Source organism: Mesorhizobium sp. RCAM 06353 (assembly GCF_059683585.1).
In genome coordinates this window covers 3,879,311-3,894,984 of record NZ_CM185031.1, presented here as the reverse complement: position 1 = coordinate 3,894,984, position 15,674 = coordinate 3,879,311, and the positions used below count along the sequence as shown (strand labels likewise).

Here is a 15,674-nt window from a genome sequence, read left to right as displayed (position 1 = left end):
CAATAGATCAGGATTTTGGGAAAATCATTCCCGAACAGCAGGATGGAGCCATATCCTGACTCGGTCCCATATCCTAAATCGGCCATGACGCCGGATGTTCTTACGCCGCGTTTGTATTTTCACGCAGCAGCCGCTCGGCGGCCGCGCGCGCCTCGTCGGTGATGGTGGCGCCGGCCAGCATGCGGGCGATCTCTTCCTGCCGCGCCGTCCTGTCCATCTCGGCAATGCCGGTCGCCACGCGGTCGGTGCTGCCCGATTTGGAGATCAGGAAATGCGTCGCCGCCCGCGCCGCCACCTGCGGCGCATGGGTGACCGACAGCACCTGCACGCGCTTCGACAGCCGCGCCAGCCTCTGGCCGATGGCATCCGCCACGGCGCCACCCACACCAGTGTCGATTTCGTCGAAAACCAGCGTCGGCGCTGAGCCGCGATCGGCCAACGCCACCTTCAGCGCCAGCAGGAAGCGTGACAGCTCGCCGCCGGATGCAACCTTCATCATTGGGCCTGGCCGCGTGCCGGGGTTGGTGCGCACCCAGAACTCGATCTGGTCGATGCCCTCTTCCATGCGGGTCTCGGCCTCGCTCTTCATCTCGACGATGAAGGCGGCGCGTTCGAGCTTCAGCGCCGGCAATTCGGCCATCACGGCTTTGGTCAGGCCGACCGCCGCCGCATGGCGAAGCGAGGAAAGCTGCGCGGCGCCGATGTCATAGGCCTCGCGCGCAGCAGTGGCCTGCTTTTCCAGCCCGTGCAGGCGTTCCTCTCCGGCGTCGAGATCGGCGAGATCGGCAACCATCGTGTCGCGCAATTGCGCCAGATCATCGACGGCAACGCTGTGCTTGCGTGACGCGGCGCGCAGCGAAAACAGCCGCTCCTCCGCCTTCTCCAGCCGCTGCGGATCATATTCGGTGGCGCGAAGTGCCGCCTCGACACCGGATTGCGCCGCGTCGAGCGACAACATCGCCTCGTCCAGCGACTTGACCACATCCTCGAGCAGGCCGGGCGCCTCCGTCGCCTTGCGCTGCAGCCGTCGCAGCAGACTGGCCAGTTGCGGCAAGGGCGAGGACGGGCCGGACAGCACATCCTGCGCATCATGGATTTCGGAAGCGATCTTTTCGGCGCGCATCATGTGGGCGCGCAGTTCCGCCAGTTCCGTTTCCTCGCCGGGCTGCGGATCGAGCTTGGTCAGTTCCGCCACCGCGGCGCGCAGATAGTCGGCCTCGCGCGCGGCGGCCGCCACTTTGGCGCGATGGCGGGTAAGCTCCTGCTCGCAGCCGCGCCAGTGCCGCCAGGCCTCGCCGGTCGAGCGAACGGCGCCGAGATGGCCACCAAAGGCGTCGAGCACGTCGCGGTGGGCGCCGGGATCGACCAGGGCGCGCTCATCGTGCTGGCCGTGTATTTCGACCAGCGCGCGGCCGACATCGCGCATCAGGGTGACGCTGGACGGCTGGTCGTTGACGAAGACGCGGGTGCGGCCGTCCGCCGTCTGCACGCGGCGCAGGATGATGTCGCCGTCATCCTCGATGGCATTTTCAACAAGCAGCGCGCGAACCGGATGGTTGCGCGGCACATCGAACACGGCAATGACCTGGCCCTGTGCCGCGCCATGGCGCACCAAAGAGGCGTCACCGCGCGCGCCGAGCGCCAGCGACAGGGCATCGAGCAGGATGGATTTGCCGGCGCCGGTTTCGCCGGTCAGCACGGAAAGGCCAGGCTGGAAGTCGATATCCAGCTTCTCGATCAGGACGATATCGCGGATCGACAGTCTGGAAAGCATCAGAACCCGGACCTCAAGCAATTCCAGGAAAAGTGCGTAACGATTTTCCCACAGGAATTGCGTAGAACAAAAAGCCAGAGCAATTCCAGGAAAAGTGTGAACGGTTTTCCCACAGGAATTGCGTCAACAAGAGATAGAACGGTTCAGCGCTTCAATCAAACCACTGAACCGCTGTGGAGCGGCACGCGACCAATCGGAGTCGCAGCGCCGCACTATCTTTTTGTTTCAGCATCGGATCAATCCGAAAAAGCGCGTCGCTGCGACGCGCTTTGGGGATCAGGCGCCGGTGATCAGCTTCCCGGCCTTGGATATCCACGATCCGGCATTCTCACGCGGCGAAAGCCCGTTGCTCTGCAAGAGCTTGTAAGAATCCTTGTACCACGGGCTGTCAGGATAGTTGGTGCCGAGCACCGCGGCGGCCGTCTGGGCCTCCGAGGTCAGCCCCAGCGCGTAATAGCTTTCGGTGAGGCGGGCCAGAGCTTCCTCGACATGGCGCGTGTTGGAATAGTTCTCCACCACGTTGCGGAAACGCTTGACGGCGGCGATGTACTCGCGGCGCTCCAGATAATAGCGGCCGATCTGCATTTCCTTGCCGGCGAGCTGGTCGTTGGCGAAGCGGATCTTCTCCTTGGCGTCGTCGACATATTCCGACGTCGGCCAGCGCGTCACCAGATCCTGCATCGTCTGCACGGTCTGGCGTGCTTCCTTCTGATCCTGCGTCACATCCTTGATCTGGCGATAGTAGCTCAGGCCGATGATGTACTGCGCGTAGGGCGCGTCATCGGTGGACGGGTAAAGCGCCAGATAGCGCTTGGCCGACGAGATCGCATCGTCGTAGCTGCCCTTTCGATAGTCGGCGAACGCGCCCATCACCATCGACTTGCGGGCCCATTCCGAATAGGGATGCTGGCGGTCGACGGCGTCGAACTTCTTGCTCGCCTCGTCCAGGCGGCCGGCATTCAGATTGGCGAGGCCCTCATTGTAGAGAACGTCGGCCGGCTCGGTCTGGTCGACATATTTCGACAGGTCGATGTCTTTCTCCGGCGACGACATGCAAGCCGACAGAAAGAGCGATGGAACAACCAGCGAAAGCGCCAGGATAACAGACCGCTGGGGCGCCTTCGATTGACCGGCTCGCGTGAAGAACATGATTGGATTGCGCCCTTTCGGCGTTATTTTAATGCCTCTTGCATGCTGTTGTCCCAAAACTGGTCCCCACTTTTGAGCGACATGCACTAATCGACGGCAGCAGCCATAAACCATAACCACCTTGCCCGGCAACGCTATGTCTAGCCAATCGCACATTTTTGTGGCGGTCGGACAGAGCCGGAGAATCCATGCAATTTCGCTGGACGGTGGTGCATTGATGCCACACCTGCCATCCCGCATGGAATCCGAAAAACGTTAAGGAATCAGAGCATCCAGGGCGCGTAGAGCGGCGCATTGATGGCGCTCATCTCGGCGGCGCGGCCACGCTCGCGGCGTGTCGTCTCGACGATTTCGAACGCCGTGCGGTCCGACAGCAGGCGCCGCAACGCCGCGGCGTTCATCCTGTGGCCACCGCGATAGGAGCGGAAGCAGCCGATGAAGCGGGCTCCGGCCAGCGCCAGGTCGCCCATGGCGTCCAGCGTCTTGTGGCGCACGAATTCGTTGGGATAACGCAGGCCGCCCATATTGATGACGCGGTTGTCGTCACCGATCACCAGCGAATTTTCGAGCGAGGATCCAAGCGCATAGCCGGCGGCCCACAGCCGCTCGACATCCTTCATGAAGCCGAAGGTGCGCGCCCGCGCGATGTCACGGCGGAAAATATCGGCATTGAGGTCGGACGCAAACAGTTGGCGGCCGATCGCCGGGCTTTCGAAATCGATCTCGACCTCGAAACGCGTACCGTCATAAGGCCTGAACTCCGCCCACGAGGCGCCGTTCTCGATACGGACCGGCTTGATGACCCTGATGTAGCGGCGCTTAACCGACAGCGTCTCGATGCCCGCCTGATCGATGGCCTCCACGAACGCCATGGCGCTGCCATCGAAGATCGGAACTTCGGAACCGTCGATCTCGATAAGGACATTGTCGATGCCAAGCCCAAACAGCGCGGCCATGATGTGCTCGACCGTGGCGATGTGTTCGCCCGCTGGATCGCCAAGCATGGTGCACAAATCGGTGGCGCCGACCTCGGCGACCAGGGCGCGGAACTCGCGGCCCTGCTCTGCTCCGTTGGCAAGCTGGAACACGATGCCGGTATCGGCATCCGCCGGCAGGAAACTGATGGAAACTTCTTTGCCGCTGTGAACGCCGGTGCCCGTAAGCGACGCGCGCGCCTTCACTGTCGTCTGGTAGTCGTGCAAGACAATCCCCATAAGCCCGATATGCCTAGGTCCGCTTCTCCAGCCCGAGGGCGCGGCTCTTGTTAAATCGGCAGGCAGGGTCACTTCCCCCGAAATCCCGGCACACCGACTATGGTAGGCAGCGAAGATAGTGTCCCGGCAGGGAGACTCCAAATCACGGTTTCTTACCCTCTGTAACCGCAAGCCGGAGCGAGCTCGATATTATAACCCTTTGATTTTGCACCACTTAAAACGTTAACAGGCAAGCAATTCCTTGCCTGCCTGTTAACAAATGTTACAGTCCGTTAACCGCTCAGTTGGCCTGGCGGCGCAGGAACGCCGGAATCTCCAGCTGATCGTCGTCCTGAGTCGCCCGGGTCTGCGGCGTCAGGCGGCCCTGGTCATCCAACTGGCCGCGGCGCGGCGCGTAGAGCTGGGCGTCCTGGCTGGCGAGACGGCGTACTTCGGGGGCGGCCTGGCGCAGCTTGGGCTCGCGCGGCTGCGCTGGCTGCAAACGTGCAGGCTCCTCTTCGCGGCGGGTCAGGCCGTTGGTCAGGCGCTTCAAGAGGCCCATCGGTCCGCTGTTGTTCTCATGGTCGACCGGACGGCTCTTGGCATCCACCTCGGCCTTCACCACCGGCGGAAAGTCCTCGACGCGCGGCATGCGCTGCGGCGCCATCGCCACCGGCTGCTGAACCTCACGCAGCATTTCGCGCGGCTGCGGGGCCGGCTGCATCATCTGCTGGACGACCGGCTGCGGCATTGGCTGCGGCTGTGCCGGGGGCGCCTGGAAGATCTTGCTCTGCGGGCGGAAATCGTCGGCATGGGCGATCGGAGCCGGACGAGCCTGCGCCATGGCCGCGGCGTTTGCCTCGGCCAACTGGATGGCTTCGGCGACCGGGTCGGCGGCGCGCGGCTCATAGACAGGCTGCATGACCGGTGCCGGGCGGCTTTCCACGGCGGCCACGGCCGGCCGGCTGGCCGGCTTCGGCGGAGCGGTACGGATCGAGATCGGTGCGGCGGCGATTTCAGCCGCCGACTTGTCGATGCCGGTTGCAACCACCGAGACGCGGATGACGCCTTCGAGCTCCTCGTCGAAGGTGGCGCCAAGGATGATGTTGGCGTCCTGGTCGACTTCCTCGCGGATGCGGGTCGCCGCTTCGTCGACTTCGAACAGGGTCAGGTCGCGGCCGCCGGTGATCGAGATCAGCAGGCCCTTGGCGCCCTTCATCGAGGTCTCGTCGAGCAGCGGGTTGGCGATCGCTGCCTCGGCGGCGGCCATCGCACGGCCCTCGCCCGACGCTTCACCGGTGCCCATCATCGCCTTGCCCATCTCGCGCATCACCGAACGCACGTCGGCGAAGTCGAGGTTGATCAGGCCTTCCTTGACCATCAGGTCGGTGATGCAGGCAACACCGGAATAAAGCACCTGGTCGGCCATGGCGAAGGCATCGGCGAAGGTGGTCTTGTCATTGGCCAGCCGGAACAGGTTCTGGTTGGGGATGACGATCAGGGTGTCGACGCATTTCTGCAGTTCCTCGATGCCCAGGTCGGCCGTCTTCATGCGGCGCTGGCCTTCGAAGTGGAACGGCTTGGTGACGACGCCGACGGTGAGGATGCCCTTTTCGCGGGCAGCGCGGGCAACGACCGGAGCAGCACCCGTGCCGGTGCCTCCGCCCATGCCGGCGGTGACGAAGCACATATGGGTGTTGGTGAGATGATCGAGGATCTCATCGATGCACTCTTCAGCCGCCGCGCGGCCGACTTCCGGCTGCGATCCCGCACCGAGCCCCTCGGTGACATGCGCGCCGAGCTGGATCAGCCGGGCGGCCTTCGACATGGTCAGCGCCTGCGCGTCGGTGTTGGCCACCACGAACTCGACACCGCGCAAACCGGCGGTGATCATGTTGTTCACGGCATTGCCGCCGCCGCCGCCGACACCGAACACGGTGATGCGCGGCTTAAGCTCGGTGATGTCCGGCTTCTGCAGATTGATGGTCATTGTCTCCGTCCTTTGCCTTTCACGCCGCTTCGCCGCCGCGGCCGCCTATGGGGCTGTCCCCGTCAATTAGAAACTGTCTCTCAACCACTGACTCATGCGATGCAGTTTTCCACCCGTTCCGGTCATCCTGAGACCGGAAATGCCTTTCGCCGGATGGCTCTCGAAGCTCGCCATCTGCGGATAGATCAGAAGCCCTACGGCGGCCGAGAAGGCCGGTCCCTTCGCCGCTTCGGGCAGGCCGGCCACGCCAAGCGGGCGGCCGATGCGCACATTGCGTCCCAGGATGCGGCGTGCCGCTTCCGGCAGGCCGGCCAGTTGGCTGGCGCCGCCGGTGAGCACGACGCGCTTGCCGACCGCATTGCCGTAGCCGGACTTGTTCAGCCGGTCGCGCAAGAGTTCGAGCGTTTCGTCGATGCGGGCGCGCACGATGCGCGTCATCACCGAACGCGGGATCTGCAGCGGCACGTCGCCATCGTCGCCGATCGGCTGGATCGAGACCAGGTCGCGGTCATCGGCGCTGCCCGGCAGCGCCGAGCCATGCATCACCTTGAGCCGCTCGGCGGCGTCGAGCGAGGTCGAAAGCCCCTTGGCCATATCGAGCGTGACATGGTTGCCGCCGATGGCGATGGCGTCGCCGTGAACGAACTTGCCTTCCGAAAACACCGAAATGGTCGTCGTGCCGCCGCCCATATCGATGCAGGCAGCACCCAGCTCCAGCTCATCGTCGACAAGCGCCGCCAGCCCGCTGGCGTAGGGCGTCGCCACCATGCGCTCGACCGAGAGATGCGAGCGGTTGATGGAGAGTTCCAGATTGCGCATGGGCGCTGCGTCACCGGTCAGCACATGCATGTCGACACCAAGCGCGTCGCCGACCATGCCGCGCGGATCGCGCACGCCGCGTTCGGCATCGAGCGAGAAGCCGACGGGCAGCGAATGGATCACCTCGCGCTCGGCCCTGAGCGCCTGCTTGGCGCCGGCGCCGAGCACCCGCTTGATGTCGGCCTCGTCGGCCTCGTGGCCGCCAAGATTGATGGTCGCCGAGAAGCTTTCGCTCTTCAGCCGGCCGGCGGTCATGTTGACGATCAGCGAATCGACCGTCAGCCCCGCCATGCGCTCGGCGGCGTCGACAGACAGGCGGATGGCATGCTCGGCGCGGTCGAGATCGACGACCACGCCCGACTTCACGCCTTGCGATTTCTGATGGCCGATGCCGATCACCTGGATCCGGTGCGAGCGGCCGCGCAAGAGCTTGCCGTCATCGTTCGGCTTGAGCTTGGCCACCATGCAGCAGACCTTGTTCGAGCCAACATCCAGCACCGTCAGAGTGCCGGACCGGCGCGACGAGGCATCGCCTGAACCGCCAAGCCAGCTCATATCTTCGTCTCCGACTTGCGCTTGAGGGTCTTCGGCTTCTCGTTGAGCGCGGCCTCGCGCTGCGTCGCCGCTTCGGGCGTCAACTCCACGACCAGCCGGTCAGTGAGGCGCATGTCGACAGCAGCGATGTCGCGCGACAGAAGCCCTTTGTCCTTGTCCATCTTGACGAGTTCGGCGAGTGCCTGGTCCTCATCGTCCTCAGGCAGCTTGACGGTGATGCCGTTGTCCAGCTTCAGGTCCCAGCGCCGATCGCCAACGCGGATATAGCCTTTGACCCGGCTCGCCAGATCGGGATATTTTTCGATCTTGGCCAGGAAGTCCGGCGCCTTGGCCGGCGCACCGTCGCCGATCAGCAGCGGCAACAGCACCTGCTTGCCGCCCGAGAAAGGCGCGATGATGGCGCCATCCTTTTCGATGACCGAGAGATCATTGCCCTGCTGCCAGAGCGCGAAGGCATCGCGCTCCTCGACACGCACTTCCAGCGTGTGCGGATAGACCTTGCGCACCGCCGCGACCTCGATCCAGGGCAGGCTGGAAATGCGCTCACGCGCGGCCTCGGCATCGAAGCCGATCAACGAGGTCCAGCCGTCAAGCTCGAGCCTGTCGAGAATATCGATCTCGGAGGTCTGGCGGTTGCCGACCACCTTGACCTGATCGACGGCAAAGCCGGTCCGGGCCGTGATGCTCTGGATGATGCCGTCGGCATGGCCGCCGAGATAGGCGCCATAGGCGCCGCTCGAAGCGAGCAGCACGGCCGACATGATCGTGACGGAGAAGCGTGGCGCCTCGAAGTCGCCATCGCCCAGGCGCGCCAGGATGCGCACCGGGCGACGAAGCACGCGCGGCAGCACGAAATGGTCAAACGACAATGGCAGGCCGAACAGCGACGGCACGGCCGCGCCCTTCCCCTTGCCCTGTCCCCATTTCAACGCAGACACGAAGCGTCCTCCACCATCCAACTCAACAATTCACCAAACGAATGCCCCGCCTGGGCAGCGATTTCAGGCACCAAAGACGTCGGCGTCATACCCGGCTGAGTGTTGACCTCGAGCCATACAACCTCGCCATTTTCGGAGTGACGATCGTCATAACGGAAGTCCGACCGGGAAACGCCCCGACAGCCGACAGCTTGGTGAGCCTTGAGCGCCAGTGTCTGTATTTTTTGGTAAATATTCGGTGAAACTTTTGCGGGGCATTCGTGTTTTGATCCGCCCGCGACATATTTTGAATCGTAATCGTAGAAGGAATGGCCCGTCGGGATGATCTCGCAGACGCCGAGCGCCACATCGCCCATGACGGCGCAGGTCAGCTCGCGCCCGTGGATGTAGCGCTCGACCATGACGGTATCGCCATATTTCCACTCCGACGACCCAACGACCTGGGGCGGATGCGACTGCCCCTCCGACACGATGACGACACCAAAGCTGGACCCCTCATTGACCGGCTTGACCACATAGGGCGGCTTCATCGGGTGCTTGTTCTGGATGGCGAAGCGATTGGTGACCTTCGATTCGGCGACGGGAACACCGACCGATTTGACGATCTTCTTCGCCTGCTCCTTGTTCATGGCGAGCGCCGAGGCGAGCACGCCGGAATGGGTGTAGGGAATGCCGAGATATTCGAGGATACCCTGAATGGTGCCGTCCTCGCCAAAGGGGCCGTGCAGCGCATTGAAGGCAACATCAGGCTTGAGCTCGGCAAGCACGGAGCCGACATCGCGGCCAACATCGACGCGAGTGACCTGGTAGCCTTCCTGCTCGAGCGCATCGGCGCAAGCCTTTCCAGAAGACAGGGACACGGGCCGCTCGGACGAAAAACCTCCCAGCAGGACGGCCACATGCTTGCTTTTCATTCCCCGTCATCCCCTCTCACGGCGGACCAAAAAACCAAGATTTCCGCAACATTGAGTCCGAGTCTCCCGGCAGGTTGCCCCCCAGACGGAAAACGCGGGTAACGCGTCGAACGACTCAAATCAGGAAACGCTTTGGAGCAGAGAATCAGAGAGTTGATTCACTGGCAAGTGCTTATGATTCCGAGAGATTCACTTTGTGAGAAAATGGCTACGAAAACCGCCTCGCTGAGTCTTTGCAGCAACGGTTTTGCGCGTTTTGGCAGCGTGTTGAAGTTCATGCATCACATGAACTTCTACCAGGATCAGAGAAGCTGGCCCAGAAACTCCTGCACGGCATGGCCGGGCCGGAAATTGCCGATGCGCTTGATCTCCCAATGGAGGCGGATGCCCGAATGCTCCAGCACGCGCGCGCGCACCGTCTCGCCGAGATATTCGAGGTCGTAGCCGGTCGCGGTGCCGGTGTTGATCATGAAATTGCAGTGCATCGGCGACATCTGCGCGCCACCGATCATCAGGCCGCGGCAGCCTGCCTTGTCGATCTCCTTCCAGGCCGACGTGCCCTCGGGATTCTTGAAGGTCGAGCCGCCGGTCTTCTCGCGGATCGGCTGCACGGTCTCACGGTGGTTCTGCACGGCATCCATCGCCGCCTTGATTGTGGCTTTGTCTTCGGCAAAGCCTTCGAACACGGCTGACGTGAAGATCAGGCCGGACGGTGCCGCCGAATGGCGATAGGCATAGCCCATCTCGGCATTGCTCAACGTCTGGACATTGCCCTTGCGGTCGAGCGCCCGCACCTCGACGACGCGCTCGCGTGTCTCGACACCGTTGGCGCCGGCATTCATCCTGAGCGCACCGCCAATGGCTCCCGGAATGCCATGGTAGAAATGGAAGCCGCCAATGCCTGCTTCCAGCGCCAGGGCCGCCACGCGCTTGTCGGGCGTCGCGGCGCCGGCCTTGATCCTGATCGGCGAAACGATTTCGGCCTCGCCAAAGCCTTTGGCCGAAAGCCGGATGACGAAGCCCAGAATGCCGCCGTCGCGAACCAGCAGGTTCGAGCCGACGCCGACGATCGTCAGCGGAATCTCTTCGGGAACCGCGCGCAGGAAGGCTGCAAGGTCCTCCTCGTCCGCCGGCTGGAACAGCGCCTCGGCCAGGCCACCGGCGCGGAACCAGGTGATCTTGTCCATCTCGGCATTCGGCGTGAGCCGGCCGCGCAGGCCGGCAAGCCGATCGCCGAGTTTGTCGATCAGGGCCTGGCCGTGCATCATGAGGCGGCAAGCTCCTTGGGCAGAGCATAGGCCCATTGGGTGATATTGCCGGCGCCAAGGAAGACGACGAAGTCGCCCGGCTTGGCCAGGTCGCGAATAACAGGCGCAATCGCCGCCGGGCCCTCTATATAGCGGGCGTCGCGGTGGCCGCCGGCACGGATGCGCGACACCAGTTCGTCTGACGTAACGCCGTCGATCGGATCTTCGCCGGCAGCGTAGACCGGCGCGACCATCACCGTGTCGGCATCGTTGAAGCAGGCGGAGAACTCGTTGAACAGATCGTGCAGCCGGGTGAAGCGGTGGGGTTGGGCAATGGCGATGACGCGGCCCTTGGTGGCGCTGCGCGCCGCCTTCAGCACTGCCGATATCTCGACCGGATGGTGGCCATAATCGTCGAACACATCGACGCCGTTCCACGACCCGGTATGGGTGAAGCGGCGCTTGACGCCGGCGAAGGACGACAGGCCCTTCTTGATCGCCTCGGCGGACAGGCCAAGCTCATGCGCGACGGCGATCGCCGCCGTTGCGTTGGAGACATTGTGACGGCCAGGCATCGGCAGGCGCAGGTCCGAAATCGTCTTTTGGCTGCCGGTCTTGCGGTCGCGGATCACCACGTCGAACTCGGACGTGGCGCCGGCCATGCGGTGATTGGTGAAGCGCACATCGGCCTGCGCGTTCTCACCATAGGTGATGACGCGACGGTCCTCGATGCGGCCGACCAGCGCCTGCACCTCGGGGTGGTCGGTGCACATCACGCCAAAACCGTAGAACGGCACGTTCTCGACGAACTGGCGGAACGCCTCGCGCACCTTGTCGAAGCTGCCATAGTGATCGAGATGCTCGGGATCGATGTTGGTGACGACCGCGATCTCTGCGGGCAGCTTGAGGAAGGTGCCGTCGCTCTCGTCGGCCTCGACCACCATCCACTCGCCGTCGCCCATGCGCGCATTGGTGCCATAGGCGTTGATGATGCCGCCATTGATGACGGTCGGGTCGAGCCCGCCGGCTTCCAACAAGGTCGCCACCATCGAGGTCGTCGTCGTCTTGCCATGCGTGCCGCCGATGGCGACGGCCTGGCGGAAGCGCATCAATTCGGCCAGCATCTCGGCACGGCGCACTATCGGCAGCAGTTTTTCGCGCGCGGCCTTCAACTCCGGATTGGTCTTCTTGATCGCCGTCGAGACGACCACCACCTCGGCATCGCCAAGGTTTTCGGCCTTGTGGCCGACGAAGCATTCGATGCCTTTGTCGCGCAACCGCTGCACATTGGCGCTGTCGGCCTGGTCGGACCCTTGCACCTTGTAGCCGAGATTGTGCAGCACTTCGGCGATGCCGCTCATGCCGATGCCGCCAATGCCGATGAAATGCACAAGGCCGATGGTCTGCGGCATCTTCATGGGTGCGTCCCCTTCCTGAAATCCGTAACGGTTTTTCTGGACGCAATAGCCTCTGTGAGATCGGCGAGCAACCGTGCCGCGTCCGGCCTGCCGGCCGATTTAGCGCCCGCCGCCATCGCCGCCAGCCGCTCGGGATTGTCCATCAGCCCGCCAATGAGGGCTGCGATGCGCTCGGGCGACAGCGTCGATTGCGGGTGCACCTCGCCGCCACCGGCAGCGGCAAGGGCTGCCGCATTCGCCGCCTGGTCGTGATCAAGCGCATAGGGATAGGGCACCAGCAGCGCCGGCCGGCCGATGACGGCGATCTCTGACACGGTCGAGGCGCCGGAGCGCGAGATCACCAGATGCGCCGCGGCGATGCGCGCCGCCATGTCGGTAAAGAAGGGCGAGACCTCGACGGCGACACCAAGGGCGGCATAGGCCGCCTTCACTCGCGCCACGTCATCCGCGCGAGCTTGTTGGGTAATGACCAGCCGCTTGCGCTGCGCATCGGAAAGCAGCCCGATGGCCCCCGGCATGGCATCGGAAAAGAACTGGGCGCCCTGGCTGCCACCGAACACCAACAGGCGGAAAGGCTGCTCCCCGGTCGAGGCCGCGTAAGGCGTCTTGGCCGCCTCCAGCACCGCCGGCCGGACCGGATTGCCTGTCGTCACCGTCTTTTCACCGATGGCACTCGTATCCTGCGGCAGGAAGCCGCCGGCGATGGCATCCACACGGCCGGCCAGCGCCCGGTTGGCGCGCCCCATCACCGCGTTCTGCTCATGGATCAGCGTCGGCACCTTGCGCCGTGTCGCCGCATAGAGCGGCGGCAGGGTCGGGTAGCCACCAAAGCCGACCACCGCATCCGGCTTGATCCGGCCGATAATGGCCGAGGCCTGGCGCACGCCGCGCCAGATTTTCCAGAAGGCGCCAAGCACGGCGATGGGATTTTTCGAACCCATCGTCGCCGACTGGATCGGATGGATGGCGGCAGCCGGGAAGTGGCCGGCAAACCGCTCGGCGCGGTCGTCGGTTGCCAGTTGCACCGACCAGCCGCGCTCGATCAGCTCATGCGCCAGCGCCTCGGCCGGAAACAGATGTCCGCCGGTTCCGCCCGCCGCGAGAAGGATGACACCCCTCGCCATGTCACTCCGCCGGCATGGCGCGCTGCGGCAGGGTAAAGCCCATCTGCTTGCGCTTTTCCGGGCGCTTGCGTGTCAGCGCCAGCACCATGCCCATCGAAATGGCGATGGCGATCTGCGAGGAGCCGCCATAGGAGATGAAGGGCAGCGTCATGCCCTTGGCCGGCACCAGTTGCAGGTTGACGCACATGTTGATGACCGCCTGCAGGCCGAACACGGTGACGAGGCCGCCGACCGCATAGCGGGTGAAGTCGTCATGTTCCTTGAGCGCCGTGTTGAGGCCGCGCAGCACGATGAAGGCGAAGATCGACATGATGAAGAAGCACATGATCAGCCCGAACTCCTCGCCCGCGACCGAGAAGACGAAGTCGGCATGGCTGTCGGGGATGACCCGCTTGACGGTCCCTTCGCCCGGTCCGACGCCGAACCAGCCGCCATTGATCAGCGCGTCGCGTCCCATGTCGACCTGGAACGTGTCGCCTTCGCCGGTGAGGAATTTGTCGATGCGCAAGGCCACGTGCGGAAACACCGTATAGGCGGCAAAGACGCCGCCGACGCCGGCGGCACCCAGCACGATGATCCACAGCCAGGGCAGCCCGGCCATGAAGAACATGATGCCCCAGGTGCCGGTCGTCAGCATGGTCTGGCCGAGGTCCGGCTGCGCCACCAGCAGCGACACGACCAGCACCAGCAGCAGCATGGCGAACAGATTGCCTGGAATGTCGGGCTGGCGCTTGTGCTCGGCGAACAGCCAGGCGCACATGATGACGAAGGCAGGCTTCAGAAACTCGGACGGCTGGATCGACAGGCCGGCGAGCGAGACCCAGCGCCGCGCGCCCTTTACCTCGACGCCGATGTAGAGCACCGCCACCATCAGCACCAGCATCAGGCACAGCATGATCAGCGACATCCGCCGGATCTGCCTGGAATCGAGAAAGGACACGGCCAGCATCACGCCGAGCGCCGGTACGGTGAAGATGATCTGCCTTGTCGCGAAGTGGAAACTGTCGAGGCCGATGCGTTCGGCCACCGCCGGGCTGGCGGCGAAGGACAGCACGATGCCGAGGCCCATCAGCGACAGGAACGCCGCCAGGAACCAGCGATCGATCGTCCACCACCAGGTTGCGACAGGACTTTTATCGAGACGGCTCTGCATTATCGTGCCCCTCCGATGGGTTTGACGCCATCTATAGCGCTCGCAGCTTGCCTGAAGGCTTCGCCGCGAACTTCGAAATTCTTGAACTGGTCGAAACTGGCGCAGGCCGGGGACAACAGCACCACCACCTCGCCGCTGTCGTCCTTGGCCGCATCATGCGCGGCATGCTCGACCGCAGCGGCCAGCGTGCCCGATATCTCGTAAGGCACCGCCTCGCCCAGCGTCGCCGAAAAGGCAGGCGCCGCCTCGCCGATCAGATAGGCCTTGGCGATGCGCGGGAAGAAGCCGCGCAACGGCTCGATGCCGCCTTCCTTGGGCAGGCCGCCGGCGATCCAGTAGATACGCGGAAAGCTCGACAAAGCGGGCGCTGCCGCATCGGCATTGGTCGCCTTGGAATCGTTGACGAACAGCACATGGTCCTTGCGGCCGACCTGTTCCATGCGGTGGGCGAGACCCGGGAAGCTTTCGAGCCCGGACTGGATTTCGCCGAGGTCGAGCCCGACTTTCAGGCAAGCGGCGACCGCGGCAAGCGCGTTCTGCGCATTGTGCTGGCCGCGCAGCGAGCCGATGCCTTCAAGGAAGGCGACCTTGCTGTAGCGGCCATGCACGGCCTCCATCAGGTTGGTGCCGTCGGCGAAATAGCCGTCGGTCAGCGGTAGGCGCTTGGAAATGCGGATAACCTGCCGCCCTGCCCGCTCCAGCCGCTCGGCGATCTGCGCACACCAGGAATCGTCGATGCCGATGATCGCCGTCTCGCTGCCCGCCACCAGCCGCTCCTTGATCGAAGCGTAGTGCTGCATGGTGCCGTGGCGGTCGAGATGATCCGGCGTCAGATTGAGCAGGATGCCGGCCGTCGGGTTGATTGAGGGCGCTAGGTCGATCTGATAGGACGAGCATTCGACGACATAGTGCCGGTCGGGCTTCGGCGGATCGAGCGTCATCACCGCACGGCCGATATTGCCGCCCATCTGGGTGTCGCGGCCAGAAGCCTTAAGGATATGCGCCGTCAGCGCGGTCGTCGTCGACTTGCCGTTGGTGCCAGTGATGGCGATGAAAGGCGCCGTCGGCGCCTGCAAAATCCGTTCGCGGCAGAACAGCTCGATATCGCCGATCACCTCGACGCCTGCGCCCTTCGCCAGTTCCACCGTCCAGTGCGGCTTGGGATGCGTCAGCGGCACACCAGGCGACAGCACGAAGGCCGAGAATTTCGCCCAGTCGGCGCCGCGCAGATCGGCTGTGGCGATGCCGGTGGCGGCAGCCTTGGCGACGCTGTCGGGATTATCGTCCCAGGCCAACACGTCCGCCCCACCCTCGATCAACGCCCGCGCGGTCGCGATCCCCGAGCCACCGAGCCCGAAGAGCGAAACGTACTTGCCTGCGAAGGATGCGGCGGGGATCAA

General features: G+C 64.0%; 12 protein-coding genes. All 12 read right to left on the bottom strand.

Translation table 11 applies throughout. The annotated features are described in order from the left end of the window. Positions 1-100: 100 nt before the first annotated feature. The 12 genes from recN to murD all read right to left on the bottom strand — a co-directional run bounded on the left by recN (position 101) and on the right by murD (position 15,674). The gene (recN, locus tag AC56QX_RS18765; protein WP_497109942.1) at positions 101-1,774 is read right to left on the bottom strand and encodes a DNA repair protein RecN; all 1,674 of its coding nucleotides are present in this window, start codon (positions 1,772-1,774) and stop codon (positions 101-103) included. A gap of 276 nt (positions 1,775-2,050) precedes the next feature. Then, a complete protein-coding gene (locus tag AC56QX_RS18760) occupies positions 2,051-2,923 on the bottom strand; it encodes an outer membrane protein assembly factor BamD (protein ID WP_497109940.1) in 873 nt (290 codons plus the stop codon). A gap of 263 nt (positions 2,924-3,186) precedes the next feature. Continuing rightward, positions 3,187-4,137: a UDP-3-O-acyl-N-acetylglucosamine deacetylase gene (lpxC, locus tag AC56QX_RS18755; RefSeq protein ID WP_497109939.1), complete on the bottom strand. Its 951-nt coding sequence runs from the start codon at positions 4,135-4,137 to the stop codon at positions 3,187-3,189. Positions 4,138-4,417: 280 nt separating this feature from the next. Then, entirely contained in the window at positions 4,418-6,106 is a 1,689-nt protein-coding gene (gene ftsZ, locus AC56QX_RS18750; protein ID WP_497109938.1) for a cell division protein FtsZ, read from the bottom strand. Positions 6,107-6,172: 66 nt separating this feature from the next. Beyond that, entirely contained in the window at positions 6,173-7,480 is a 1,308-nt protein-coding gene (gene ftsA / locus AC56QX_RS18745) for a cell division protein FtsA (protein WP_497109937.1), read from the bottom strand. Then, complete coding sequence (locus AC56QX_RS18740) at positions 7,477-8,418, bottom strand: cell division protein FtsQ/DivIB (RefSeq protein ID WP_497109935.1); 942 nt, start codon at positions 8,416-8,418, stop codon at positions 7,477-7,479. The genes ftsA and AC56QX_RS18740 overlap by 4 nt, the downstream gene beginning before the upstream one ends. Then, positions 8,406-9,332: a D-alanine--D-alanine ligase gene (locus AC56QX_RS18735; protein WP_027044763.1), complete on the bottom strand. Its 927-nt coding sequence runs from the start codon at positions 9,330-9,332 to the stop codon at positions 8,406-8,408. Before AC56QX_RS18735 ends, AC56QX_RS18740 begins: the two co-directional genes overlap by 13 nt. Before the next feature lie 302 nt (positions 9,333-9,634). After that, positions 9,635-10,600, bottom strand: a complete 966-nt coding sequence (gene murB, locus AC56QX_RS18730) for a UDP-N-acetylmuramate dehydrogenase (RefSeq protein WP_497109934.1) — start codon at positions 10,598-10,600, stop codon at positions 9,635-9,637. Beyond that, positions 10,597-11,997, bottom strand: a complete 1,401-nt coding sequence (murC, locus tag AC56QX_RS18725) for a UDP-N-acetylmuramate--L-alanine ligase (RefSeq protein WP_497109933.1) — start codon at positions 11,995-11,997, stop codon at positions 10,597-10,599. The genes murB and murC overlap by 4 nt, the downstream gene beginning before the upstream one ends. Then, positions 11,994-13,121, bottom strand: a complete 1,128-nt coding sequence (gene murG, locus AC56QX_RS18720) for an undecaprenyldiphospho-muramoylpentapeptide beta-N-acetylglucosaminyltransferase (protein ID WP_497109932.1) — start codon at positions 13,119-13,121, stop codon at positions 11,994-11,996. Before murG ends, murC begins: the two co-directional genes overlap by 4 nt. 1 nt (position 13,122) lies before the next feature. Then, a complete protein-coding gene (gene ftsW / locus AC56QX_RS18715) occupies positions 13,123-14,274 on the bottom strand; it encodes a putative lipid II flippase FtsW (protein ID WP_027044759.1) in 1,152 nt (383 codons plus the stop codon). Beyond that, complete coding sequence (gene murD, locus AC56QX_RS18710; RefSeq protein ID WP_497109931.1) at positions 14,274-15,674, bottom strand: UDP-N-acetylmuramoyl-L-alanine--D-glutamate ligase; 1,401 nt, start codon at positions 15,672-15,674, stop codon at positions 14,274-14,276. The genes ftsW and murD overlap by 1 nt, the downstream gene beginning before the upstream one ends.

Bases quoted from the DNA above. Each gene is read 5' to 3' on its own strand.
- recN (WP_497109942.1), bottom strand. From the start codon at position 1,774: ATGCTTTCCAGACTGTCGATCCGCGATATCGTCCTGATCGAGAAGCTG.
- murG (WP_497109932.1), bottom strand. From the start codon at position 13,121: ATGGCGAGGGGTGTCATCCTTCTCGCGGCGGGCGGAACCGGCGGACAT.
- AC56QX_RS18760 (WP_497109940.1), bottom strand. From the start codon at position 2,923: ATGTTCTTCACGCGAGCCGGTCAATCGAAGGCGCCCCAGCGGTCTGTT.
- lpxC (WP_497109939.1), bottom strand. From the start codon at position 4,137: ATGGGGATTGTCTTGCACGACTACCAGACGACAGTGAAGGCGCGCGCG.
- ftsA (WP_497109937.1), bottom strand. From the start codon at position 7,480: ATGAGCTGGCTTGGCGGTTCAGGCGATGCCTCGTCGCGCCGGTCCGGC.
- ftsW (WP_027044759.1), bottom strand. From the start codon at position 14,274: ATGCAGAGCCGTCTCGATAAAAGTCCTGTCGCAACCTGGTGGTGGACG.
- murC (WP_497109933.1), bottom strand. From the start codon at position 11,997: ATGAAGATGCCGCAGACCATCGGCCTTGTGCATTTCATCGGCATTGGC.
- ftsZ (WP_497109938.1), bottom strand. From the start codon at position 6,106: ATGACCATCAATCTGCAGAAGCCGGACATCACCGAGCTTAAGCCGCGC.
- AC56QX_RS18735 (WP_027044763.1), bottom strand. From the start codon at position 9,332: ATGAAAAGCAAGCATGTGGCCGTCCTGCTGGGAGGTTTTTCGTCCGAG.
- murB (WP_497109934.1), bottom strand. From the start codon at position 10,600: ATGATGCACGGCCAGGCCCTGATCGACAAACTCGGCGATCGGCTTGCC.